Consider the following 23,024-nt stretch of genomic DNA (forward strand, 5'->3'; position numbering starts at 1 on the left):
TTTGTTACATAGGGGTTTAAGAAGAATTTATACTTTTGTCGCGAGAGCGTTAATTTAGATTGAAAGGGGTAAACATGAATTTGTTTGCCCTTTTCTTTTTTCGAATTTAAAGCTAAGAACCTTATTTACCATTAAAATATTAAGGGCATTAAGAAATACTGATAATGTTTAAATTTCACATCACCTTATAAGTCCAAAATTAACCTTAACCTTCTTAACTTCTTAATGGTCAGTATTTAACATAAAAAGTAAGAAATAATGGTGATTAATTAAAAGATTCGGTTTCGTTATTCAGATTATCCAATAAACCATTCAATAAAATTTCTCTTTTATCTTCAATTGAAGCATCATCCTGAATAAAAACGGTTAGGTTCGTGTTTTCTGTTGTTTGAGTTTGCATATAAGGCTCCGGTTTATATTTTTCAATTAATGTCTACAATTATCTAACGTCGATTTTTGAATATAGTTTGTAACTTTTTTATTCGAACTTGTGTAATGTCTCAATTGGGCATAGTATAAATTAATATTGACCAAACATTGGGCTGGTATTTAGGTTATATCTTTCAGAACAGAACAAATTCTATTAATCTGGAAATCGATGAAACACTACGATGCAATAATTATAGGTGCAGGACAGGCAGGAACGCCTCTGGCCAAAAGACTTGCCGAAGCAGGCAAAAAAACAGCGATTATAGAAAAAAGATATGTTGGCGGTACGTGTATCAATGATGGTTGTACACCAACAAAAGCAATGATCGCTTCTGCAAGGGCAGTTTATCAAGCGAGAAAAGCAATTGAACTGGGCGTAGAAGTTGGAGCGATCAAAATTGATTTTAAAAAGATAAAGCAAAGGAAAGACGATATCGTAAACCAGTTCAGGTCATCATCTGAAAAAGCTCTTAAAAATACCAAAGGACTTGAGCTTATATTTGGAACAGCCAGATTTAGTGGTGAAAAAGAACTGGCTATTGCCCTCAACGGTGGCGGCGAAGAAAAAGTAACTGCAGAATGGATTTTTATCAATACTGGTGCAAAAACCACCATACCGGATATTGAAGGATTAAATGAAATTAATTATCTTACATCGACAACAATTTTAGATCTTAAAACTGTTCCAGAACACCTAGTGGTTATTGGCGGAAATTACATCGGGCTTGAGTTTGGGCAAATGTTCAATCGATTTGGCAGTAAAGTAATTATTTTGGAAAAGTCATCAGGCATATTAGCTAGAGAAGATCAGGATATCTCATCAGCACTTACTGAAATTTTAACCGACGAAAACATCGAACTGATCAATGATGTTAAAATCAAGAAAATAGTGCAGGATAAAAAACAGATTAACATTATGCTGGAGTCTGGGAAAATCAAAAAAGAAATAACTGCGAGCCATGTGCTGGTAGCCGCAGGCCGTACTCCTCAGACTGTAGATTTAGATCTTGGAAAATGTGGCGTAAAACTGGATGACAAAGGGCATATTCTGGTTAATGAAAAACTCGAAACCAATATTAAAGGGATTTATGCACTCGGTGATGTAAAAGGCGGCCCTTCATTTACTCATATTGCTTATAATGATTATACCATCGTTTACCGAAACTTAATGGAGGGCACAAATTATTCTATTCATGATCGGCCGGTGCCATATTGCATGTTTACCGACCCTCAACTTGGGCGGATAGGTATTACTGAAAAAGAAGCAAAAGAAAAGAAATTGAATTACAAAGTTGCCGTTTTGCCAATGTCGAATGTTGCGCGCGGTATTGAAACAAACGAAACTTTAGGGCTGATGAAAGCAATTGTAGATGCTGATAGTAAAAAGATACTAGGTGCCGCTATTTTAGCTTCAGAAGGTGGAGAAATCATGTCTGTTCTTCAAATGGCGATGGAAGGGGGAATTACTTACGATAGGATCAGATATTGTGTATTTGCACACCCTACTTATTCCGAATCGTTAAATAATCTATTTATGAAAATCGATAGCTAAATATGATCGAATTAAAAGGCATAAGTAAGAAATTTGGTGATACCCAAGCGGTAAATCAGGTCTCTTTTAAAGTAGACGAAAAGGAAACGCTGGTATTGTTGGGTACAAGCGGCTGTGGTAAAACCACCACGCTAAAAATGATCAACCGGTTAATTGAGCCAGATGCAGGTGAGGTTTTTATCAATGGTAAAGATATAAACAATCAAGATCCTGATATTTTACGAACAGGAATTGGTTATGTAATGCAGAATATTGGGCTTTTTCCACACTATACAATTGCAGAAAATATTGCAGTTGTACCGAAACTTTTAAAATGGGATAAGGAAAAAATTAAAGCCCGAACGCAGGAGCTTATCAAAAAACTTCATCTTCCTGAAAATAGTCTTTCGATGTTTCCACATGAGCTAAGTGGAGGGCAACAGCAGCGTGTAGGCCTTGCCCGTGCTTTGGTTACAGACCCTTCTGTATTGTTAATGGACGAACCTTTAGGCGCTTTAGACAACGTTACCCGAACCAGTATACAAAAAGAATTTAAGGGATTAGAAGAATTGAAAAGGAAAACCATTGTAATGGTTACACACGATGTTCAGGAAGCTTTTGAATTGGCAGATCGCATCTGCTTAATGGATAAGGGGAAAATCATCCAGATTGGAACACCCAAAGAATTGCTTTATCAACCGATAAATGATTTTGCAAGGAAATTTTTAGCCGGACAAAGATTAGCCCTTGAATTTAAAGTAGTTAAAATGCAGGATATTTGGCCTTATTTACCTAAAGTAACACTACAAGATGGAAAAAGCCTATCTGCTGATTTGAATGTATGGGATGCGATGGAATTGTTGCGGAGTTCTGATCGGAGTGAACTTCTTGTTTCTGGTGCCAATAAAGAAAGCAAAGCCATTAATTTCGAACAGTTAACCAAAGGATTTAACCAATTTCAAAACGAGCAGGTACATGAATGAGCATCAGCAAACTTTATGGCAGTTTATGCATGAGCAAGCTGATAAATTGTTTAATCAGACCCTGCAACACGTTGGTTTAACCTTTATTTCATTACTTTTTGCCATCGCCATTGGTTTACCACTGGGTATATTGATTGCCAGAAAAAGAAAACTATCAGGAACAATTTTAGGGATTGCCGGCGTATTGCAAACGGTTCCGAGCATTGCCTTATTGGGATTTATGATCCCGGTTTTAGGGATTGGTGCAAAACCTGCAATTGTAGCGCTGCTGATTTATGCCTTGTTACCGATTATCCGCAATACCTATACAGGCATTATTGGCATCGATCAACATGTTAAAGAAGCCGCCAGGGCAATGGGCATGAGCAAAAGCCAGATTTTGCTGAAGGTTGAGTTGCCATTGGCTATGCCAGTTATATTGGCGGGTATCCGTACAGCAACGGTAATTAATGTTGGCGTGGCCACATTGGCCTCTTTTATTGCTGCGGGTGGATTAGGAGAGTTTATTTTTGGCGGCATTTCGCTCAACAATACCAACATGATTTTAGCTGGGGCTATTCCTGCAGCTTTGTTGGCCATTATTCTTGATGCCTTGCTTTCTCTGGTTCAGAAAATGAATTTTAAAAAGCTGAGAAAAGCATTGTACATTTTGCCTGTTGTGATTTTAATTTTAGGTGGCTTTTATGCACTTCCATCGGCTTATGGTTCTACCTTAACCGCCGGATTTACCCCTGAATTTATGGGCAGGCAAGACGGCGATCTTGGATTGAAATCTACCTACGGCTTAAAAATCCATACCATTGTAATCAGCGATGCGGTGATGTACAAGGCCGCTTTTTCAAAAGAACTGGATGTAATTAGTGGTTACTCTACCGATGGTCGTTTGAAAGCCTTTGATCTAAAGATTTTAAAAGACGATAAAAGCATTTTTCCGCCGTATTACGCTGCGCCGATAGTCAGAAATGAAGCCTTGAAACAATTTCCAAAGCTGGAAGAAACACTAAATCTGTTGGCACGCAAAATAACTGATTCAGTTATGACCGATCTAAATTATCGAACAGATTACCTGCATCAAACTCCAGAACGCGTAGCAAAAGATTTCCTCATCAGTATTGGTTTATACAAAGCGCCTAAAAATGGACATAACGGTGTAGTGAGGATAGGCTCAAAAATTTTTGGTGAGCAATATATTTTGGCCGAAATGTACAGCATGCTGATTAAAGGGAATACAGATTATGAGGTATCTACCAAAACAGGACTTGGTGGAACAAAAATCTGTTTTGATGCACTGATGAATGATCAGATCGATTTTTATCCCGAATATACCGGTACAGGTTTATTGGTTTTGTTGCAACCGGATCCAAAAATTGCGAAAGAAATGGCGCACGATAAAGATAAAACCTATGATTATGTCTCCACCGAATTTGAGAAAAAGTTTAAAATCAAATGGCTTAAACCTATAGGTTTTAATAATTCTTATGCTTTAATGATGCGGCAAAAACAATCAAAAGATCTGAATGTTAATACCATCACGGATCTTAAAAACTATCTGGATAAAAATTAATGACACTGGTAGAAAAATACTTGCAAATTAGGAAATACTCCGAACAAATTTGCGAACCCTTGCAAACAGAAGATTATGTGGTACAACCAATTGTAGATGTTAGTCCCCCGAAGTGGCATTTGGGACATACCACATGGTTCTACGAAACCTTTATATTAAAGCCATTGTCTGTTAATTATCAGGTATATAACGATGAATATAATTTCGTTTTCAATAGTTATTATGAAACGGTTGGTAATCGGGTAATCCGGACAGATCGTGGTAATTTAAGTCGACCAAGTGTAAATGAGATTTACCAGTACAGGGCTTATGTAGATGAAGCCATGGTGAAATTCCTGGCCGCGACACTAACAGATGAAGTAAAAGAACTGTTGATTTTGGGTTTTAACCATGAGCAGCAGCACCAGGAACTTTTGCTTACCGATATTAAATACATTTTAGGAAACAACCCACTTTTTCCAACTTATTCAAAGAACCAAAAAGAAGTTTTAACCGTAAGTAAAATAGAGCCTGGCTTTATCAGAATTTTAGAAGGTATTTATGAGATCGGTTACTATGGAGCAGGTTTTAGCTTTGATAATGAATTAAACAGGCATAAGGTTTACCTGCACGATTTTTCAATCAGTAAAACATTGGTGAGTAATGCAGAATTTATCGAATTCATTCGTGCGGGCGGTTATGAAAATTTTAATTTCTGGCATGCCGAAGGATGGGATTGGGTGAAAAGTAACAACATTAGTGCACCTATGTACTGGCACTTAATAGACGGAAAATGGTTTAATTATACTTTAGCTGGTCTTTTACCTATTGATTTAACCGCACCGTTAAGCCACATCAGTTATTATGAAGCTTATGCTTTGGCAAGCTGGAAAGGCATGCGTTTACCAACTGAATTTGAATGGGAAATAGCAGCCGAACACTTTAACTGGGGCGAACGATGGGAGTGGACCGAAAGTGCTTATTTGCCTTATCCTGGTTTTAGTAAAGCACCAGGTGCCATTGGCGAGTACAATGGAAAGTTTATGGTTAACCAGAAAGTGCTTCGCGGCGCATCAATCGCCACGCCCAAAAATCACTCGCGCATTACTTATAGAAATTTCTTCCACCCACATTTAAGGTGGCAATATACAGGGATCCGATTAGTAAAATAGTATAGATATGACCACCTCCACTATCGAAACAACAACAGACAACAAAACACAGTTCCTTCAGGAAACCTTAGCAGGTTTACACTCCGAGCCAAAATTTATGCGTTCTAAGTACTTTTACGATGCTACTGGTGACCGTATTTTTCAGCAGATTATGGAAATGGAGGAATATTATTTAACCAATGCAGAAATGGAAATCCTGCAATACCAGGCCAACCAAATTTCTCAGGCGGTATCGGCCGATGGGAGTGCTTTTGATCTAATCGAACTTGGTGCTGGCGATGCAACAAAATCCATTCACCTGCTCAAATCATTGTTACACAATCGGTTGGAATTTAGTTATTTTCCAATTGATATTTCTGCTCATGTGATTTCGGACCTGGAAGAAAGTTTGCCTGAAAAACTTCCCGGACTGAATATGAAAGGTTTAAATGGTGATTATTTTGATATGCTCAAAAGCGCCACAGAATTATCCGGCCGCAGAAAAGTAGTGCTTTTTATGGGGGCAAATATCGGAAACATGAGTATAGCTGATGCCGGAAAATTTTGCTCGTCATTAAAAAAACTGCTTTCTCCTAAGGATTTGTTGATCATTGGATTCGACCTGAAAAAAAATCCTAAGCAGATTCTTTCTGCGTATAATGATAAAGGCGGAATTACCAGATCATTCAACCTCAATTTGCTTCATCGGATCAATAAAGAATTAGAGGGTAATTTCGACCTGAACAATTTTGAGCATTATGCCAGTTACGATCCAGCATCTGGAGCCTGTAAAAGTTACCTCATCAGTTTAAAAAAACAGATTGTTAATATTGGTCAAAATGCCATTCATTTTGAAGAGAACGAGCATATTTTTATGGAGATATCACAAAAGTATTCGCTTAATGATATCGATCAGCTTGCAGAAAAAACCGGATTTAAACCGCTTCAGCGTTTCTTCGATCAGCATCAATATTTTGTAGATGCCATTTGGAGGGTAGGCTAGCTGTGGTTGTCCAAAACCTGGAGCAGTTGATTTAAATCCTCTTCTGTATTATAATAGTGAAACGAAATCCTTGTGCCTGCCCCTCGCGGTGAGCAAAGGATTTTGCCTGTAGCGAGTTTGTCAACTGTTTTTTGATCCAATGGCATGCTCATAATGGTAGATTGATATTTTCGCTCCAATGTCCAATCTGGAATTAAGCCCCTTGAATTTAGTGATAACCTGGCTTTGTTGGAAATTTCCTGTGTGGTTCTTTCAATCCAATCGAAACCAATTAAGCCCAGCTCATTTAAGCTTTCGTTTAATGTACCAAAATTTAAAGTGTCTAAATGCCCGGGTTCGAAACACATAGATAGGTGGTCTTTGCCTTTTAAAAAGGGTGCTGTAGGCAATTCGGCTAGTTTATTTTTATTGTAAATGGTATCTTTCATTCGATCGGAAAGGAATGCGTAACCGTTTCCGTATCCAGCCAAAAGCCATTTATAGCCACTTCCGATTAAAGCATCCAGGCCTGATTTTTCAAAGTTAAAATTTGTTGTACCTAAAAACTGAGTGCCATCACCAATCAACAAAAGATCAGGATATGTAGCTTTTAAATTCTGGATAAATTCATCATTCATCCTTAATCCACTAATGTATTGTACCATACTAAATGCCAGCACGGTAGGCTTAAATTTTTCAATGGCAATGATAATGTTTTCTTCTAACTTTTCATCAATGGCTATGCTATGGTATTCAAAACCCATACTGATTACAGGATAACTTACAGATGGATATTCCTCTTCCAATAACAGAAAACGATGGTTTTTGTCCAAGCCACTCAGTAAAGTATTGAAACCTACTGAAAAATTCTGAACCAGATAGGTATTCCCGGATTTTGAACTGAAAAGTTTAGCAATGTTATTTCTGAGGTCGGTAATGACGGGCAGGTTTTCCGTTCTGAAAATACTTCCGCCAGCAATAAAGTCTTGATCATGTTTAGTTCTCCATTCTGCCAGATTGGTAGATAAAATGCCAGAATTAGCAGTATTAAGATAGGTATATGCTGTGAGGATCGGAAAAGATAGGTTCATGCCCAAATTTAAAAGAATTGTGCGTTAAAAAAATAGATGTTGCCACAGAAATTGATTTTTATACAAACCTATGAGAATCACGTTTGTTAGGTTAATACTAAATGTTATTATGGAAAATCAAACATCAATACTGGTTACGGAACTTAAAAAATTATTAAATGGGGGTGGAGCGCATGTAGGGTTTAAAGATGCTGTTGCCAATTTGCCTTTTAATCTCTTGGGCGAAAAGCCTTACAACTTACCTTACAGCATTTGGCAATTGGCCGAACACATTAAAATTGCCCAGTGGGATATGCTCGAATTTAGTAAAGACGGATCGCATCTATCGCCTAAATGGCCAGACGAATATTGGCCTAAAGAACTGGCGCCTAAAGATGAAAATGCCTGGAACAATACACTAGAACGGATTGATGCTGATCTGAAAGAATTTATTGCTTTATTAGATTCTTCAGATTTATATGAGCCAATTCCGCATGGGGATGGGCAAAGTGTATTACGCGAAGCCTTGCAGATTGCCGATCATAATGCCTACCACATTGCCGAAATTGTAGTCATCAGGCGTTTATTGGGCGCCTGGAAAAGCTAAAGGAAATTGTCTTATTCGGACCTGTACTTTGCCGCTTATGCAGCCTGTTACTATTTTTTAATCTACTAAATTTAACTGTCCGTTCTCGTAAAAATTGATTTAAAAAAAAGATTTATGTTACAAAACTCAAAAGCATTCAGCTCATTTTCTGTAGACGATGTAGAGAAAGCAAAAGACTTTTATCAAGGGTTATTGGGTATCGAAGTAAAAGATAATCCAATGGGCGTAATTGAATTGGTTATTTCCGGATCTGCAAATGTATTACTTTATCCAAAGCCAAATCATGTTCCGGCAACTTTTACGGTACTTAATTTTCCTGTCGAAAATATAGATCAGGCGGCCGACGAACTTATTGCTAAGGGAATAAAGTTCGAGATTTACAATGAAGAATATTTCAAAACGGATAGTAAAGGCATCTCACGGGGAAACGGAGGACCAAACATTGCCTGGTTTAGAGATCCTGCTGGCAATATTTTGTCTATTTTGGAAATCGATTAGGCTTGGCTAGACTTCCGAAGTTAGCCAGGCGCATTGTGTCATTGGCGCAAACTTCGGAAGTCTTGCTATTAGTTTAAAAGCTCAAAACATTGGTGGGCAATTTCATATTCTTCGTTGGTTGGGATAACCAATATCTTAACCTTTGAATCAGCCTTGTTAATTTCTTTCAATTCTCCAATATAGGCTGTATTTTGAGCTGGATCTAATTCAATACCCAGATAATTCAGCTCCGAACATACAGCCTCACGCATGTTACTGTCGTTTTCGCCTACACCAGCGGTAAATACTAGTGCATCTATGCCATTTAAAATAGCTGTATAAGCACCAATAAATTTCTTGATCCTATAGGCATACAGTTTTAGCGCCAAAATTGCAGCTGTATTGCCTTCGCTTACCATTTTTCTAATGTCGCGCATATCGCTCGAGCCACCTACACCTAACAGTCCCGATTGCTTGTTAACCAGGGTGCTCAACTGCTCTAAAGTATATCCAGAATGCTCCATTAAGTGAAAAATAACCGATGGATCGATGTCTCCAGAGCGTGTGCCCATCATTAGACCGCTTAATGGGCCAAATCCCATACTGGTATCTATCGATTTACCATTTCTAATGGCCGTAATACTGCAACCGTTGCCCAAGTGGATGCTTATAATTTTTGTATCAACTTTATTTAACCATTTGTTGGCCTGCTCACTTACATATTTATGGCTGGTTCCATGAAATCCATATACCCTGATGCCATGTTCTTTGTAATACCATTCTGGAATGGCATAACGATAGGCCTGTTCTGGTATGGTTTGATGAAATGCCGTATCGAATACGGCAATTTGTTTCGCGTTTACAAAAGTCTGTTCGGCTACTTCAATACATTTATAATTAACCGGATTATGCAGCGGCGCAAGTGAGAACAGCTTATTGATCTGATGTTTTACCTCATCGGTAATAAGGGTTGCGCCTGCAAAATGTTCACCTCCATGCACTACTCTATGGCCAACAGCTGCGATATCATCAGGACTGGCTATTACCGCGTATTCTCCTTCAGTTAGCAAAGCTAAAACCTGTTTTAAGCCTTCGCCGTGGTTAGCAATAAAACCTGATTGTTCAATGCTATACTTTTCGTTGTTGCGATAAACTGTATGCTTAATAAACGAGCCTTCAATGCCAATACGCTCTACCAGACCACTGCAAATTGGCGCTTTTTCTGGCATGTTAAAAAGCTGGTATTTTAAGGAACTGCTTCCTGAGTTGATTACTAAAATGTTCATGTTAAATATCTTGACATTGGATTGCTGTAATTACAACGGTATTAAAAATATCATCTACAGTACAACCACGGCTTAAATCGTTTATTGGTTTATTTAAGCCCTGCAACATTGGGCCGATAGCCAGTGCACCGGTTTCGCGCTGTACCGCTTTATAGGTGTTATTTCCGGTATTTAGATCGGGGAAGATCAATACACTTGCTCTACCTGCCACCTCAGATCCCGGTAGTTTTTGTTTACCTACAAGTGGGTCTACTGCGGCATCATACTGTATCGGCCCTTCTATTTTTAATTCCGGATGTTTTGCTTTCACTATTGCGGTAGCTTCTCTTACGCGTTCTACATCTTCACCTTCTCCTGATGTCCCAGAAGAATAAGATAACATAGCAATGCGCGGCTCAATGCCAAATTTAGCACTGCTTTCTGCAGAGGAAATTGCAATTTCCGCTAATTGCTGGGCAGTAGGATTGGGGTTAACTGCGCAATCGCCAAATATGGCCACACGCTCTGGCAAGCACATAAAGAAAATGGATGAAACCACCGATACACCCGGCTTGGTTTTAACAAACTGTAAAGCAGGCCTGATGGTGTGCTGAGTGGTATGAACTGCACCCGAAACCATCCCATCGGCATCACCTTTATAAACCATCATGGTTCCAAAATAAGAAACATCGGTCATCATATCCCTGGCCATTTCGAGATTTACATTCTTGGCTTTGCGTAGTTCGTGCAAAGTGTCTACATAATCGTTATAATGAGCCGATTGGCCTGGGTTATGTATTTTTAAAGTGTTGGGATCCAGATTTAATCCAAGTCTTTTAATCGTGTTGGTAATTTCGGTCGGATCGCCCAAGAGTGTGATGTCTACAATGTCCTGGGTGATGAGTTTCTCTACTGCTTTTAAAATGCGTTCGTCGTTTCCTTCTGGTAAAACAATATGTTTTTTATCGCGTTTGGCCCATTTAACCAGTTGGTACTGAAACATGTGCGGGGTAATTCCCTGATAGCTGAATGTGATGATTTTATCATCAAGTGCTTTAATGTCAACATATTTTTCGAAAAGCTCTATTGCGACTGCAATTTTCTTTTTGTTTTCGATTGTAATTTTGGAGTGGATACTACCAATGGTTGTAGTGGTTTCGAAAGTTCCCTTTTTAACCGCTATTATTGGAATAATGGTTTGTAAACCTTCAATCAATTTAATAATCGGTTCGTCTGGTAAACTGCCTGCGGTTAAAACAATGCCTGCAATTTTTGGGTAATTGGCTGATAAGTTGGCCTGAAGTGCGCCAATAATAATATCGCCACGATCGCCGGGGGTAACAATCAGCAGGTTATCTTTTATGTGCCTTAAAAAATTAGGAAGCATCATGGCGCCTGTCACAAAATTATCAACCTGGTTATCCAATAATTCAGATCCAAAAAGAACCTCACCACCTAGTGCCAATGTAATTTCTTTCATTGTTGGACTTTGCAAGCCTGTTTCAGTTGGAATAACGGCAATAAGTAATTCGGCAGGCAATTGATTGGTTAAAGCTTGTTTAATGCGGTCTGCCTCCTCTGGATTCACCATATTGGCCACTACGCCTAATACCTGTACATCTCGCAGCAGGAAGTTACGGTAAATGTTGATGGCCGATTTAAAAAGCTGACTTGCTGTTTTGTTCTTTCCCGATACCACTATTAAAACAGGTGCTCCCAAGTTTTTAGCCATTAAGGCATTCGATTCGAACTCAAATGCCATGCCTTCGCCTAAAAAATCGCTGCCTTCAATTACCGTGAAATCGTAATTATCTTCCAGTTTTTTATATTTACTGATAATGGTATTGATAATTGCTCCACTATCTTCTGCTTGATGCAGCATTTCTTGCCGGGTAAAGGCAAAAGCATCCTCATATTTAACAGGCAGTGAGAAATAATCCAACATGGCTTCTACATGTTCATCTTTTTTATTCTGATCGTCTTGCGCAATAATGGGTTTAAAATAACCTACTTTTTGCGTTTTTGCCAATAACATATTGATCATTCCGAAAGCAATTACTGATTTTCCGGTATAGGGCTCGGCCGAAGCAATGAATATATTTTTAGTCATAAATAAGGATCAATGTATAGAAATAACCAATCACGCCCAATATAGTTGGAAATATCTATTTTAAAAACTAAAAGAGGTTAAGTTTTTAATTGCCTGATTAAAAAACCGGAGTCAGCTATTCCAACAGTCATAAACATAAATAGTTAGTATTTAACCGAAAACAAAGGAGTTGGATAACCTATTTTGGCGGTTCGTCATTCCCAACTTGATTGGGAACCACGGAGTGCTCATGAATGCCTCTGAAAAAAGGAAAACTTATGAATAATCGTAAATGCAAGCGCTTTAAGATTCCCGCCTGCGCGGGCATGACGACTATTCTATTGGATTCTGTCAATGATAGCCTGTCGAAAGACCAGTTTAATCGATAGTAAGTGTTTCGATTACTTGTGTTGCGATTCAAATTGGCCCCTTCTTACCAATATTGGAGCTGTAACAACTAAACTGAATAGTGGTTACGCATTTGATTCAATCAATAACTTTAACAGTGTTGCGATTCAAATTGGCCCCTTCTTACCAATATTGGAGCTGTAACAACTAAACTGAATAGTGGTTACGCATTTGATTCAATCAATAACTTTAACATTTTTAGCCTGTGTATAAGTGGTAGGTTCACTTTTGCATCAGGATTAAGCTTTAAAGGCATAAAATGACTTTCCAGAAAATGGCCATAATCGGTAATTACGGTAGCCTGATTCAGATAAATTGGAACCTCTTGCTTTCCTGCCTGGGTAAAAAAATCTTCTAGCTGCTGTATTTCTTGGATGGTCATACTGCAAAGTTATCATTCTATTTTGAGCAGATGGAATTATTTTTTTTGACAGGTGGTATCTGTCTAATGCTCAATCATAATTATTTTTAAAAATTGTATGTGCTAAAAATTTTAGTTTAAATTTGTTTTCCCTAATTAATTGTTTTAGTGTTCTAATCACATTGAAAGAGAATGAACTATAGTGAAATGAAAAAAGATATCCTCCCTTCAGATATGATTCAGGATATTTCTTCACTTAAAAAAGAATATTGCCGAAAGGAGACCGCATGGCACCGAGATTGGAAACTGGCTTTCCCGCCATCATTTAGAGAAGTTGCTTTTTATGATGCAGCAAATACAGATATTCACCGCGCTGATGTATTTACCCCATCCGGCTATACTATTGAGTTTCAAAATTCTCCGATCGCATTGGCCGAGCTTAATAGCAGGGAGGCATTTTATCCAAATTTAATATGGGTACTGAATGGCAAAAAATTTAAAGGATTTAAAATATTGAAACATTTGCCTGATGTAGATGACCCAAAGCTAAAGGATTACGAGTTTTGCCATTCCGATCACCTTTCGATGGTCAGGAAATCAGAGGTGATGCAGGGGCTGCCCGATCCAAAAATACTTAATTTTTACCATCCTGAACTTCAGGGCATTAAATTCACCTCAAACCTTTATTCTTTTTGTTGGAAACAGCCACATAGTGTATGGTATTTAGCTACCGCAAAAATTATTGTAGACTTAGGCGGGCATTTTTTATATGAGCTAAAACAGCGTAAACAATTAAATGGAAATTATCCATACCTGAAAATGTTAAGTAGGAAAGCCTTTATCGATTGGCATACCCCGCCGGAGCTTTAATCATAACCTTCGAGAAAATAAATCCGGTAATTAAGAATAAGGTCAGAAGTGACTAAAAAAAGTAGCGTATTAAATCTCTTTATCTAAGAAATTTAATACGCTAAACCGCATTATTTCATGCTATCGTTAATTTTGTTGATCATCACCAAATGGCTTTGAACTATTGGTGCGGTTTTAGTCGCAAATGCCTTAAGATCTGCATCTTTAGCATCCCTTAATTCATCTTCCATTAATTTTAGTGTAGATTTATGCCCACTCACCATGGCATCAACATAAGCTTTGTCAAAATCTGCACCTGATTTTTTGCTCAGGTCATCCATTTTTTTCTTGTGCTCATCGTCTACAGTGCTTGGCAGTGTAATGTTTTTTTGTTTCGCAATGGCCATTAATTCGGTGTTTGCCATGCCGTGGTCTTTTACCATCATGGTTGCAAATTCTTTAACCTGCGGATTACTGCTTTTTTCGAGGGCCAGTTTTCCTAGTTCTACTTCAGCCATACCACCAACCGCTGCCTGTGTAGTAAACTTCGCATCAGCTTCATCTACTGCAATTCCTCCGGTGGCAACAGCATTGGTTGAACTGTCTTTAGCCACGTTTAAACTATCGGCACTTTCTTTGGCATCCTTGTTTCCCCCATTGCAGGCCTGAAATACCAATGCAGAAATGGCGAATACATAAATTAACTTTTTCATATGCTTTGTTTTTAGTTGTATCTACATAAACATGTTTTAAACTAAAAGGGTTTTAAGCTTTTAAAATAATCTGATGTCCGTAAATGGCAGATGCTCAGTTGAGTAAGCTGATTTTTGTAGTAAAAGTGCTGAACAAGGTTTAAAATTTAATAATTCTTATTTGGACTTGATCTAAATAGAGGCTATATTTGCCGAAAACAAAAATGCCACACGGTTCGGACCCGTGTGGCTAAACCGGAAATCCGGCTCACCTTTAATCTCCATTAAAAGCCATGCAAATTAAGAAAATTTTGCTATTGGGCATGTTATGTGCCTGTGTAATTTTTACTTCTGCCCAAAATCGATTGTCGAGCATCTCAGGACAAATCAAATCCAATGATGGAAATCCACTTCCCGGGGCTACCATTAAAATCCACAAAACCAATTACGGTACATTAACAGACCCAAGTGGAAATTTTAAACTCTCAAATATTCCTATGGGTAAATACACCATACAGGTATCTGCAATTGGTTTTAAAACACAGAAAAAAGAGATCGATTTAGCTGATGGTCAGTTCGGTACTTTCAATTTTAGTTTGTCAGAATCTTCTGAACAGATGGAAACCGTTAATGTAATTGGGAGAACGGCCAATCAGGAAGTTAACCGGCAAGCTTTTAACGTAACTTCTGTTGATGCCAAAAAACTTTATAACACTACACTCGATATTTCTGGTGCTTTAGATCGGGTAGCGGGTATTCGTGTAAGAGAATCGGGTGGGGCTGGATCAAACTTTAACCTTTCACTAAATGGTTTTTCTGGTAACCATGTGAGGTATTTTATTGATGGTATCCCAATGGATAATTTTGGATCATCTTTCCAGATCAACAACATTCCCATCAATATTGCCGATAGAATCGAAGTGTATAAAGGTGTAGTGCCGATGTGGTTGGGATCTGATGCTTTAGGTGGTGCCATTAACATTGTAACCGGCGATCGTTACCGCAATTATGTTGATGCTTCCTATTCATTTGGATCATTTAATACACACAGAAGCGTAATCAACTCGGCAGTTACTTCAACCAACGGCTTAACTTTTCAATTAAATGCCTTCCAGAATTATTCAGATAACGATTATAAGGTAAATGTAGAAGCCTCTGATATTTATACCGGAGCTTATGCGCCCATGGCATCTTTAAGGAGGTTTAACGATAAATATCACAACGAAACTTTAATCGCTAATGTGGGCGTGGTGGATAAAAGTTATGCGGATAAACTGTTGTTTGGGATTACCGTTGGTCAGAATTATAAAGAAATACAAACCGGCGCCAGGATGGTTTCGGTTTTCGGAGGCTGGCACCGAAGGGGTAACATCTTAATGCCTAGCTTAAAATACAAGAAAGAAAACCTGATCAAAGGTTTAGATGTAACCATTAATGCCAACTACAATTTAGGTAATGAGCAGAATATAGATACTTTAAATGTTAGGTACGACTGGTACGGAAACAGTAAACCGAATGGAACAAATGGTGAACGCTCCAGGAGTTTGTACAAATACAAAAACAACAATGGCTTGGCAACAACCATGTTGAACTACAAAATAGACGACAATCAATCGGTAGCGGTAAGTAATGTATTTACTACTTTTAACAGAAAAGGTAGTGATGAATTAAATCCTACCAATGCAGATTACGAAAGGCCAAAGAAAACCAATAAAAATGTTCTTGGGCTAGGTTATAATTTCGATGTAAAAGATCGATGGAGCGCAACAGTTTTCGGGAAATATATCAATCAGGGCAATGTTAACGGAAGTGGCAGCACTGCTGGTAAAAATAGTATCGATAGGCTGGGCTACGGCGCTGCAGCTACTTATTTTATTAACCGGAACACGCAGTTAAAAGCTTCCTACGAGCTTACCAACCGGATGCCTGAGGCTCAGGAGATTTTTGGTGATGTAGAAAACCAGGATGCCAACCCAAGTTTAAAACCCGAAAAAAGCGACAATTTTAATTTAGGCCTTAGCTACGGTTTCTCTATAAACAGGGAGCATAATTTCTCTTTTACGGCTAATGGTATTTACCGTAATGCAACCAATTTTATCTATAACAGATTGAACCAAAATCAATCGAAACTTGTTGCCGATAACCGCGATGGGGTAAGAACAATAGGTGGTGATGCCGAAATCAGGTATTCATATAAAAACTGGTTAAGTATTGGTACAACAGTTACTTACCAGAACCTTAAAAACCTTCAGAAATACGAAGTTAATCCAAGTACGGGCGAAAAATTCACCAATGTCAGCAATGTGTACCTGGATCAGATGCCCAACATTCCATACCTGTATGGCAATGGAGATGTTTCGGTTTCTTTAAAAGATGTAGGCCGTAAAGGCAATAATCTATCTATTGGTTACAACTTGTTATATGTGCATGCATTTTGGCTGTACTGGCCGAGTCAGGGCGCAGTTGGCGATAAAAAAGTGATTCCACAACAATTCAACCACGATTTAAACTTAGTGTACAGCTTAATGCAAGGTCGCTACAATATTGGATTGGAAGCCAAAAATATCACCAATGCCGACCTCTTCGATAATTTTAGCCTTCAAAAACCAGGTAGGGCTTTCTATCTAAACCTGAGATATTTCATCAATTAAAATCAATAATTAATACATAAAAAAGTAATATGAAAACAAACTTTACCAAAGCGTTTATAGCTTTAGCATTCGCTGCAGTACTTACCTCGTGTTCAAAAAAAGAAGAAGGCGAAAGTGTTCCGGAAAATCCAGGAAACTTTATCCTCGCCGTTACACCAGTAGCTTCTACAGGTGTTGCCGATTATTTGCTTACTGCCAGTGATCTGGATAAAGGCACAATCTCTACCGCTGGAAACGGAGTAGAACAAGATGGAACTTACCGCTATTATGTTACGCACAACAATAAGTTTTTCAGCATGCTTTACGGGCAGGGAAATCCAGGTGCGGTAACTACCTACAATATTTTAGCCGGTAAACTAAATAAGGTTTCTAATTTTCAGACTGAAACCGTTCAGGCTTTTGCGCCAGTTAACGACGATCTGTTATTGATTAAAATCCCAAGAAATCTAGCCGCTCCAACAGCAAGCTGGTATAAAGTAAATACCAATAGCCTTTTAATCTCTGGAGAAGGAACATTAGATGCCACAGCTCCTGCAAACAATGGAGAAATCGCGCACTTTAGCTGGATTAAACAGGTAGGAAATAAAGTATATGCGCCGTTTTTCTGTATCAACGGCAGCAGGTTCTGGACAAAATACCCTAATACCGCCTGGATAGCCGTTTATTCTTATCCGGAGATGAAATTAGAGAAAGTGATTAAAGATGACCGCACAAGTTTTATAGGAAGATATTTTACTGATGGATTGGGCGTAGTAGAAAATGGAGATGTTTATGCATTTTCGAGCTCTGTGGCTGTTGACGATAATACTGAAACTACTGACGTGCTTACAGATTCGAAAATAACCTCTACCAAACCTTCAGCAATTACCAAAATCAAAGCAGGCACAACAGAATTCGATTTAACTTATTTTCTTGATTTTGAATCTGTATCTGGTGGCTATGTAATTACCAATTGGATTTATATCGGTGGTAATAATTTTATTGTAAATGCAATACTAAAAGCCAACAAAGGCGCTTACACAGTAGGTAAAACCATAGGTGTATTAAATGTAGTTGATAAAACCTTCAAAAAAGTTACCGGGCTTCCTGCCGAAACTGCTATCTCTAGCATCACCACCAATAACTATACGCCAAAAGATGGAAAGTTGGCTTACCTCGGCTTCAATTTAAGTGATGGTACAAGCTATGTGTATAAAATTGATGCTGCTACAGCAACGGCTACAAGAGGCTTAAAAGTAGAAGGCGGAGTAATTACTGCTGTTCAGCATTTAAAATAACAACAAAATTCTCACTCCAAAAACTAGGCAAAACAGAACAATGGCAACGGTAAACAAAACTATTCCAGCAAAGAAAAAAAATAAAGATTCGCTATTTAACAGAATCAATAAATGGCTTCACCTCTGGCTTGGCCTAATATCGGGTGTCATTGTTCTTATCGTTTGCATAACGGGCTGTATCTGGGTTTTTAATGAAGAAATTACAGGTTTGTTGGAACCTGAAACCAAAATTGAAAAGCAGGATAAACCTGTGATTACACCATCGCAACTGAGTGCCATTGCGTTTAAGCTTTACCCTGAAAAGATTCCTTCGTATGCACAATACCAGCAGGGAAGGGCAATCAGTTTAAATTTAAGGGGAAAAAAGGATGAAGGACGACGCGGAGGAGGAACCAGTTTAAAAATTAATCCTTATACAGGAGAGGTAATCAGCAAAGTGGTACATAAAAAAGGAGAGGTCGATTTTTTTAGGTTTATCCTCAACGGTCACCGTTTCTTGTGGTTACCTTATGTCATCGGAAGACCAATTGTAAACTACGGAACCATGATATTTGTTGTTTTGTTAATTACAGGATTAATATGGTGGTATCCAAAAAAATGGAACAGATCTACACGCGATAAGAGTTTCAAAATTAAATGGGGCGCCTCATTTAAAAGGGTAAACCTCGATTTTCACAATGTACTTGGCTTTTATTCTTTAATTTTTTTGCTTTTTATTGCTTTAACCGGAATGGTTTATGGCATTAAATGGTACAGCGAAGGTTTATATTGGGTAACTTCTGGAGGTAATAAATTAGGTGATTTCCAACGTCTGGAATCAGATTCTTTAGCTGTTGGAAAATTCTACACGCCTCAAAAAGCAATGGATCTGGCCTGGCAAAAAGTAATTAGCCGCCATCCAAAATCGCAGGGCTTTTACTATAATTTTCCCGATACTTCAAAAGCAAAGGCCACGATCAACATTACAGTTTATCCCAATACAGGTCAGTTTTACAATAACCAGGGCTATACCTTCGATCAGCATACTTTAAAAGAATTTAAACGCGAAGGTGTTTATGCTATTGCTTACGAAGAAGCTGGTTTTGGCGGTAAACTTCGCAAAATGAATTACGATATCCATGTGGGGAGTATTTTGGGTTTCCCAGGTAAAGTGATGGCTTTTTTGGCGTCACTAATAGGCGCAAGTTTACCTATAACCGGCTTTCTGATCTGGTATGGTCGAAAATTCAAGAAAAAAGCCGTTAAGAAAGTGCCCATTTTAACAGAAGGTAATAATAAGCCTGCTGGTTTTAAGCCAAGAGCTAAAATTCCAATAAAAAAAGTGGAAGTTATAGAACAGGATTAATATTCAAGATATGATTAATTGAAAACCCGGACATTGTCTGGGTTTTCATATTTTAATACCTTACAATTTTACCTTTTTAGTTTTTGGTTCTGGTTTTTCAGGTAATTGTATCGATAAAATCAAATCAATACTTTCTGAGTTGGTTTCATAATCAGCTGCAATTTTTTCCCATCTTTTAAGTTCTGCCTGTAAGCTTTCGATTTCCTTACCTAATGATTCGATCTTATTCTGGATTGATTTTCTAACGTTTGTATTTGCCATAACACAAAATTATGATTTGATGGCATATCTTTAAACTTCTTTGCAATAAGAATGCCTGTAAAAAATGCTAAGTGTTCTCTTTCAATGAGTTTTATTCTTATAAAATTTTCAACAATAGTGAAGAATCACCGAATTTGTTTACAATACCCAATAATTGTGCAATGATTTGCTATTTTTACCCAACATCCCCAATAAAATATGAAGAAAAATAATAATTGCGATCTTAAAACCTGTTTTATGTGCCAGCTCACTTTAAAAGAATGGCATCCAGCTATCGAGAGCCATAAACGAAATTTTATCGCTAAAAAAGGGGAAGTAATTATCAAAGAGGGCGATCAGGTTAGTGGTGTTTATTTTGTTACTTCGGGTAACGTAAAAGTACATAAACAATGGGGCGACAAAGAGTTGATTTTACGTTTTGCAAACGATGGAGCCATAATTGGACATAGGGGAATCAGCAGCAGTATTTCTACCTATCCAATATCTGCAACTGCTTTAGAAACCACCAAACTTTGTTTTGTAGATATCGATTTTTTTAAAACCACCATAAAAGTAAACCAGGAATTTGCCTATGGTTTGTTGATGTTTTATGCCGATGAATTACATGCTTCAGAAAAGAAAATGCGTAATTTAGCTTTAATGTCGGTTAAAGGAAGGCTTGCCGTGGCTATTTTAGGATTGAGAGATCAGTTTGGATTAGATGACGAAGGATTTTTAAATTTAGCACTTAGCCGTCAGGATCTGGCTGCTTTTACCGGTGCCACTTACGAAACCGTTTTTAGGACCATGAACGAGCTGTTAGCAGAAAAGTTAATAATTGTAAAAGGAAAGCAAATTGGTATTTTAAACGAAGCTGGATTGACAGACTTGAGTAGCAAATAAACAGACTTGAGTAGCAAATAAATTAAAATTATATGTTGGGAATCGTTTTATGTGGTGGACAGAGCTTGCGTATGGGCACCGATAAAGGCTTACTCAGCCATCAGGATAAACTATGGGCGCAGGTAGCGTTCGATAAGTTAAACTCGCTTAATCTCCAGGTAAAGTTTTCAGTTAATCCATTGCAGCAAGAAACCTATGCAGGTTATTTTGGGAATAAACAGTTAATTGTAGACGATCCCTCACTTGATGTTAGAGGACCATTATTGGGGGTGCTTTCTGCTTACTTATCAAATCCAGAAGAAGATTTGTTTTTATTGGCTTGCGATATGTTGTTGATGGAAATCAGATTGTTGGAAAAGCTAATTTATTCAGTTAAAGCTGATGATGCTTTCGAGGCTTATATTTTTACCAAAGATGGTCAGCAAGAACCATTGTGCGGTATTTATAAAGTTGAAGGTTTGAAAAAAATTGTACACCTGCTTCAAACCAATGGTTTGGCCAAACACAGCATGAAGTACGTTTTAAGTAATTTGCGAGTTTGCGAAATTGCCATTGAGGACCAGGATTATCGTTATTTCAGTAACTTTAACTCCCATGCAGAAATAAACGGCTTATAAGTGATTAGCATCATTTCCTGAAGCATAGTCGCGAACTTTCAAGAGAGATCTATAATAGATTTCTATTGATTTACAAAAGCTGTAATACTGATTGATCAATCTTAGTAAAATTCTCTTTCTCTCCTTCACAAAGCACACAACAGTAACCTTCGGGTAAATCTTTAAATGCCGTACCTGGGTTAATGTTGTTTTCAATTTCGCCAATGCGTTCGTTATATACTGTTAAACAATTGTTGCACTGGTATAAAAACTCGCCGTCTTTTTTTATCGCTTCTTCAGTTTGAAAGCTCTGTTTTTGATTACCTGTTTTAATCGCATTTAAACGGTATTTGTAAAATTTAAATATCGAACGTCTTACTTGTTCCGGTAATAAAAAGCTAGGATTACTCCTGCTAAAAATTTCGCCGGTACGCTCGTTGGGATTAAAATCCTTAGCACAAAGGATATCGTAAACGGGTAACAGTTTTATGCCCAGTAAATTAATGAGGTGACGTTTTTGGATCAGGATACTACTAAAAACTTCACTTTTTTTACGCGTTTTAATGCCAAAGCAGATTCCAAACGTCCTGGTATCATCAATGCTTAAATGTTTAACAAGGAAATTTTTTAATGCTAAACCTTCGTTACAATTATCTTCTACCTGAAAGTTAAGTTCGTTGGCCGCATGCCGCATATTGATCTCAAATTCTTCGAGCAAGCCATTCCAGAGGTTTTTGTCTTTTTCATCAATTCCTTTTATAATAATTGTTTTCCATGATGTACAGCACAACTGACCGAGTTTGGTATCTAAACAAAGCTGACAGAGTTTCTTTAAAAATGGAATGCTGAACAATTCATCGCGCCTGTAAATGCCCAACCAATATTTGTTGTTATACCGGTTTAAGCCTTCGTAATAAGGTAGGTTAAATGAAGATAGGGATACGGTGCTTTCTGCTTGTTTAAGAATAAAATTGTCCTGATCTAAAAGTGCAAAGAGCGCTTCACCATTGGCTTGTGGATTATCTACAAACTGTGACTGATTGTTTTTGATAATACCCTCCAGCGCTTTGGTAACCTGCGCAATATGGTTGGTATAACAAAGCTGATTCCACTCATAAGTTACATTGGTTTTTGGAAAGCGGATAATCAAATGCCAATAATGTTCGGATTGTGAAGAGGCAATCCAGTTGATGTTACCCGTTAACATGGGGGTAAAACTTTGGTCGCTATCGCAGATATTTACCTTTACTGAAGGTTTAAAATCGATGTCGTCTAAAACATCTTTGTACACCCCTTCAGTAAGCCAGGTTTTGCGGATAAAAATCTCCTCAGCAGGATAAGAACTGATAATATTCGGGAAATTATTGGTGTCTACTTCATAATCGATCCCAAGTTTATCCATTTCGCCCGTAAATATGGCAATATTGTAGGTTGTAGTATCAATCAATAACTGCTGGCGGAGGCCAAAACGAACATATTGGATCCGCGCTTTTGTTGCCGCAACCAGAATGTTATACAGGTTGCCCGGTGATATGATTCCGCCTGGAAAGTTAATGATGATGGTTTGATACATGG

The 23,024-nt window shown here is 37.9% G+C and carries 21 protein-coding genes; 13 read left to right on the forward strand and 8 right to left on the reverse strand.

The genetic code is table 11. The features are described from left to right. Nucleotides 1–265: 265 nt before the first annotated feature. A complete protein-coding gene (locus EYS08_RS26465) occupies nt 266–400 on the reverse strand; it encodes a hypothetical protein (RefSeq protein ID WP_262711732.1) in 135 nt (44 codons plus the stop codon). 198 nt (nt 401–598) lie between these two features. Between EYS08_RS26465 and EYS08_RS13225 the strand changes: the two genes are divergently transcribed. From EYS08_RS13225 to EYS08_RS13245, 5 genes are read left to right on the forward strand one after another with little or no spacing between them, the layout of a single operon-like run. Beyond that, nucleotides 599–1,981, forward strand: coding sequence for a mercuric reductase (locus EYS08_RS13225; protein ID WP_131030491.1), 1,383 nt, complete (start codon nt 599–601; stop codon nt 1,979–1,981). 2 nt (nt 1,982–1,983) lie between these two features. Further along, nucleotides 1,984–2,943 carry an ABC transporter ATP-binding protein gene (locus EYS08_RS13230; protein ID WP_131030492.1) on the forward strand — a complete coding sequence of 320 codons (960 nt, stop codon included), beginning with the start codon at nt 1,984–1,986 and terminating at the stop codon, nt 2,941–2,943. Further along, nucleotides 2,936–4,507: an ABC transporter permease/substrate-binding protein gene (locus tag EYS08_RS13235; RefSeq protein ID WP_131030493.1), complete on the forward strand. Its 1,572-nt coding sequence runs from the start codon at nt 2,936–2,938 to the stop codon at nt 4,505–4,507. Before EYS08_RS13230 ends, EYS08_RS13235 begins: the two co-directional genes overlap by 8 nt. Next, nucleotides 4,507–5,658, forward strand: coding sequence for an ergothioneine biosynthesis protein EgtB (egtB, locus tag EYS08_RS13240; RefSeq protein WP_131030494.1), 1,152 nt, complete (start codon nt 4,507–4,509; stop codon nt 5,656–5,658). The genes EYS08_RS13235 and egtB overlap by 1 nt, the downstream gene beginning before the upstream one ends. Nucleotides 5,659–5,665: 7 nt before the next feature. Beyond that, nucleotides 5,666–6,640 carry an L-histidine N(alpha)-methyltransferase gene (locus EYS08_RS13245; RefSeq protein ID WP_131030495.1) on the forward strand — a complete coding sequence of 325 codons (975 nt, stop codon included), beginning with the start codon at nt 5,666–5,668 and terminating at the stop codon, nt 6,638–6,640. On the opposite strand, the gene EYS08_RS13250 is transcribed toward EYS08_RS13245, so the two are convergent. After that, entirely contained in the window at nt 6,637–7,710 is a 1,074-nt protein-coding gene (locus tag EYS08_RS13250; RefSeq protein WP_131030496.1) for an aminotransferase class V-fold PLP-dependent enzyme, read from the reverse strand. The two genes, EYS08_RS13245 and EYS08_RS13250, sit on opposite strands and share 4 nt — an antisense overlap. A gap of 109 nt (nt 7,711–7,819) precedes the next feature. Between EYS08_RS13250 and EYS08_RS13255 the strand changes: the two genes are divergently transcribed. Continuing rightward, the gene (locus EYS08_RS13255; RefSeq protein WP_131030497.1) at nt 7,820–8,296 is read left to right on the forward strand and encodes a DinB family protein; all 477 of its coding nucleotides are present in this window, start codon (nt 7,820–7,822) and stop codon (nt 8,294–8,296) included. A gap of 114 nt (nt 8,297–8,410) precedes the next feature. Then, entirely contained in the window at nt 8,411–8,794 is a 384-nt protein-coding gene (locus tag EYS08_RS13260) for a VOC family protein (RefSeq protein WP_131030498.1), read from the forward strand. A gap of 68 nt (nt 8,795–8,862) precedes the next feature. On the opposite strand, the gene EYS08_RS13265 is transcribed toward EYS08_RS13260, so the two are convergent. The 3 genes from EYS08_RS13265 to EYS08_RS13275 all read right to left on the reverse strand — a co-directional run bounded on the left by EYS08_RS13265 (nt 8,863) and on the right by EYS08_RS13275 (nt 12,917). Then, nucleotides 8,863–10,059: an acetate/propionate family kinase gene (locus EYS08_RS13265; protein WP_131030499.1), complete on the reverse strand. Its 1,197-nt coding sequence runs from the start codon at nt 10,057–10,059 to the stop codon at nt 8,863–8,865. A 1-nt stretch (nt 10,060) separates the two neighbouring features. Next, nucleotides 10,061–12,148 carry a phosphate acetyltransferase gene (gene pta, locus EYS08_RS13270; RefSeq protein WP_131030500.1) on the reverse strand — a complete coding sequence of 696 codons (2,088 nt, stop codon included), beginning with the start codon at nt 12,146–12,148 and terminating at the stop codon, nt 10,061–10,063. Between the two features lie 550 nt (nt 12,149–12,698). Next, complete coding sequence (locus tag EYS08_RS13275; protein WP_131030501.1) at nt 12,699–12,917, reverse strand: DUF6965 family protein; 219 nt, start codon at nt 12,915–12,917, stop codon at nt 12,699–12,701. A 171-nt stretch (nt 12,918–13,088) separates the two neighbouring features. On the opposite strand from EYS08_RS13275, the gene EYS08_RS13280 reads away from it, so the two are divergent. Continuing rightward, entirely contained in the window at nt 13,089–13,766 is a 678-nt protein-coding gene (locus tag EYS08_RS13280; protein ID WP_244215950.1) for a competence protein CoiA family protein, read from the forward strand. Nucleotides 13,767–13,876: 110 nt separating this feature from the next. Here the strand turns inward: EYS08_RS13280 and EYS08_RS13285 are convergent, their stop codons facing one another. After that, nucleotides 13,877–14,458, reverse strand: coding sequence for a DUF4142 domain-containing protein (locus EYS08_RS13285; RefSeq protein ID WP_131030502.1), 582 nt, complete (start codon nt 14,456–14,458; stop codon nt 13,877–13,879). 272 nt (nt 14,459–14,730) lie between these two features. Here EYS08_RS13285 and EYS08_RS13290 point away from each other — a divergent pair, with 272 nt between their 5' ends. The 3 genes from EYS08_RS13290 to EYS08_RS13300 are packed head-to-tail and all read left to right on the forward strand — an operon-like array spanning nt 14,731 to nt 19,710. Continuing rightward, nucleotides 14,731–17,088, forward strand: coding sequence for a TonB-dependent receptor (locus EYS08_RS13290; RefSeq protein WP_131030503.1), 2,358 nt, complete (start codon nt 14,731–14,733; stop codon nt 17,086–17,088). Between the two features lie 29 nt (nt 17,089–17,117). Then, nucleotides 17,118–18,365 carry a DUF4374 domain-containing protein gene (locus EYS08_RS13295; protein WP_131030504.1) on the forward strand — a complete coding sequence of 416 codons (1,248 nt, stop codon included), beginning with the start codon at nt 17,118–17,120 and terminating at the stop codon, nt 18,363–18,365. Nucleotides 18,366–18,405: 40 nt separating this feature from the next. Continuing rightward, entirely contained in the window at nt 18,406–19,710 is a 1,305-nt protein-coding gene (locus tag EYS08_RS13300) for a PepSY-associated TM helix domain-containing protein (protein ID WP_131030505.1), read from the forward strand. A 60-nt stretch (nt 19,711–19,770) separates the two neighbouring features. On the opposite strand, the gene EYS08_RS13305 is transcribed toward EYS08_RS13300, so the two are convergent. Further along, nucleotides 19,771–19,971, reverse strand: a complete 201-nt coding sequence (locus EYS08_RS13305; RefSeq protein ID WP_029276036.1) for a hypothetical protein — start codon at nt 19,969–19,971, stop codon at nt 19,771–19,773. Nucleotides 19,972–20,169: 198 nt separating this feature from the next. Between EYS08_RS13305 and EYS08_RS13310 the strand changes: the two genes are divergently transcribed. Continuing rightward, entirely contained in the window at nt 20,170–20,853 is a 684-nt protein-coding gene (locus tag EYS08_RS13310; RefSeq protein ID WP_131030506.1) for a Crp/Fnr family transcriptional regulator, read from the forward strand. 32 nt (nt 20,854–20,885) lie between these two features. Further along, the gene (locus EYS08_RS13315) at nt 20,886–21,470 is read left to right on the forward strand and encodes a molybdenum cofactor guanylyltransferase (RefSeq protein ID WP_131030507.1); all 585 of its coding nucleotides are present in this window, start codon (nt 20,886–20,888) and stop codon (nt 21,468–21,470) included. A 70-nt stretch (nt 21,471–21,540) separates the two neighbouring features. Here EYS08_RS13315 and EYS08_RS13320 read toward each other — a convergent pair whose 3' ends face one another. Next, complete coding sequence (locus tag EYS08_RS13320; RefSeq protein ID WP_131030508.1) at nt 21,541–23,022, reverse strand: rubredoxin; 1,482 nt, start codon at nt 23,020–23,022, stop codon at nt 21,541–21,543. Nucleotides 23,023–23,024: the final 2 nt, after the last annotated feature.

Origin of the sequence: Pedobacter kyonggii (genome assembly GCF_004310665.1) — a bacterium.
In the GTDB taxonomy this organism is placed as follows: Bacteria; Bacteroidota; Bacteroidia; order Sphingobacteriales; family Sphingobacteriaceae; genus Pedobacter; species Pedobacter kyonggii.

Bases quoted from the DNA above. Each gene is read 5' to 3' on its own strand.
- EYS08_RS26465 (WP_262711732.1), bottom strand. From the start codon at position 400: ATGCAAACTCAAACAACAGAAAACACGAACCTAACCGTTTTTATTCAG.
- EYS08_RS13225 (WP_131030491.1), top strand. From the start codon at position 599: ATGAAACACTACGATGCAATAATTATAGGTGCAGGACAGGCAGGAACG.
- EYS08_RS13230 (WP_131030492.1), top strand. From the start codon at position 1,984: ATGATCGAATTAAAAGGCATAAGTAAGAAATTTGGTGATACCCAAGCG.
- EYS08_RS13235 (WP_131030493.1), top strand. From the start codon at position 2,936: ATGAATGAGCATCAGCAAACTTTATGGCAGTTTATGCATGAGCAAGCT.
- egtB (WP_131030494.1), top strand. From the start codon at position 4,507: ATGACACTGGTAGAAAAATACTTGCAAATTAGGAAATACTCCGAACAA.
- EYS08_RS13245 (WP_131030495.1), top strand. From the start codon at position 5,666: ATGACCACCTCCACTATCGAAACAACAACAGACAACAAAACACAGTTC.
- EYS08_RS13250 (WP_131030496.1), bottom strand. From the start codon at position 7,710: ATGAACCTATCTTTTCCGATCCTCACAGCATATACCTATCTTAATACT.
- EYS08_RS13255 (WP_131030497.1), top strand. From the start codon at position 7,820: ATGGAAAATCAAACATCAATACTGGTTACGGAACTTAAAAAATTATTA.
- EYS08_RS13260 (WP_131030498.1), top strand. From the start codon at position 8,411: ATGTTACAAAACTCAAAAGCATTCAGCTCATTTTCTGTAGACGATGTA.
- EYS08_RS13265 (WP_131030499.1), bottom strand. From the start codon at position 10,059: ATGAACATTTTAGTAATCAACTCAGGAAGCAGTTCCTTAAAATACCAG.
- pta (WP_131030500.1), bottom strand. From the start codon at position 12,148: ATGACTAAAAATATATTCATTGCTTCGGCCGAGCCCTATACCGGAAAA.
- EYS08_RS13275 (WP_131030501.1), bottom strand. From the start codon at position 12,917: ATGACCATCCAAGAAATACAGCAGCTAGAAGATTTTTTTACCCAGGCA.
- EYS08_RS13280 (WP_244215950.1), top strand. From the start codon at position 13,089: ATGAACTATAGTGAAATGAAAAAAGATATCCTCCCTTCAGATATGATT.
- EYS08_RS13285 (WP_131030502.1), bottom strand. From the start codon at position 14,458: ATGAAAAAGTTAATTTATGTATTCGCCATTTCTGCATTGGTATTTCAG.
- EYS08_RS13290 (WP_131030503.1), top strand. From the start codon at position 14,731: ATGCAAATTAAGAAAATTTTGCTATTGGGCATGTTATGTGCCTGTGTA.
- EYS08_RS13295 (WP_131030504.1), top strand. From the start codon at position 17,118: ATGAAAACAAACTTTACCAAAGCGTTTATAGCTTTAGCATTCGCTGCA.
- EYS08_RS13300 (WP_131030505.1), top strand. From the start codon at position 18,406: ATGGCAACGGTAAACAAAACTATTCCAGCAAAGAAAAAAAATAAAGAT.
- EYS08_RS13305 (WP_029276036.1), bottom strand. From the start codon at position 19,971: ATGGCAAATACAAACGTTAGAAAATCAATCCAGAATAAGATCGAATCA.
- EYS08_RS13310 (WP_131030506.1), top strand. From the start codon at position 20,170: ATGAAGAAAAATAATAATTGCGATCTTAAAACCTGTTTTATGTGCCAG.
- EYS08_RS13315 (WP_131030507.1), top strand. From the start codon at position 20,886: ATGTTGGGAATCGTTTTATGTGGTGGACAGAGCTTGCGTATGGGCACC.
- EYS08_RS13320 (WP_131030508.1), bottom strand. From the start codon at position 23,022: ATGTATCAAACCATCATCATTAACTTTCCAGGCGGAATCATATCACCG.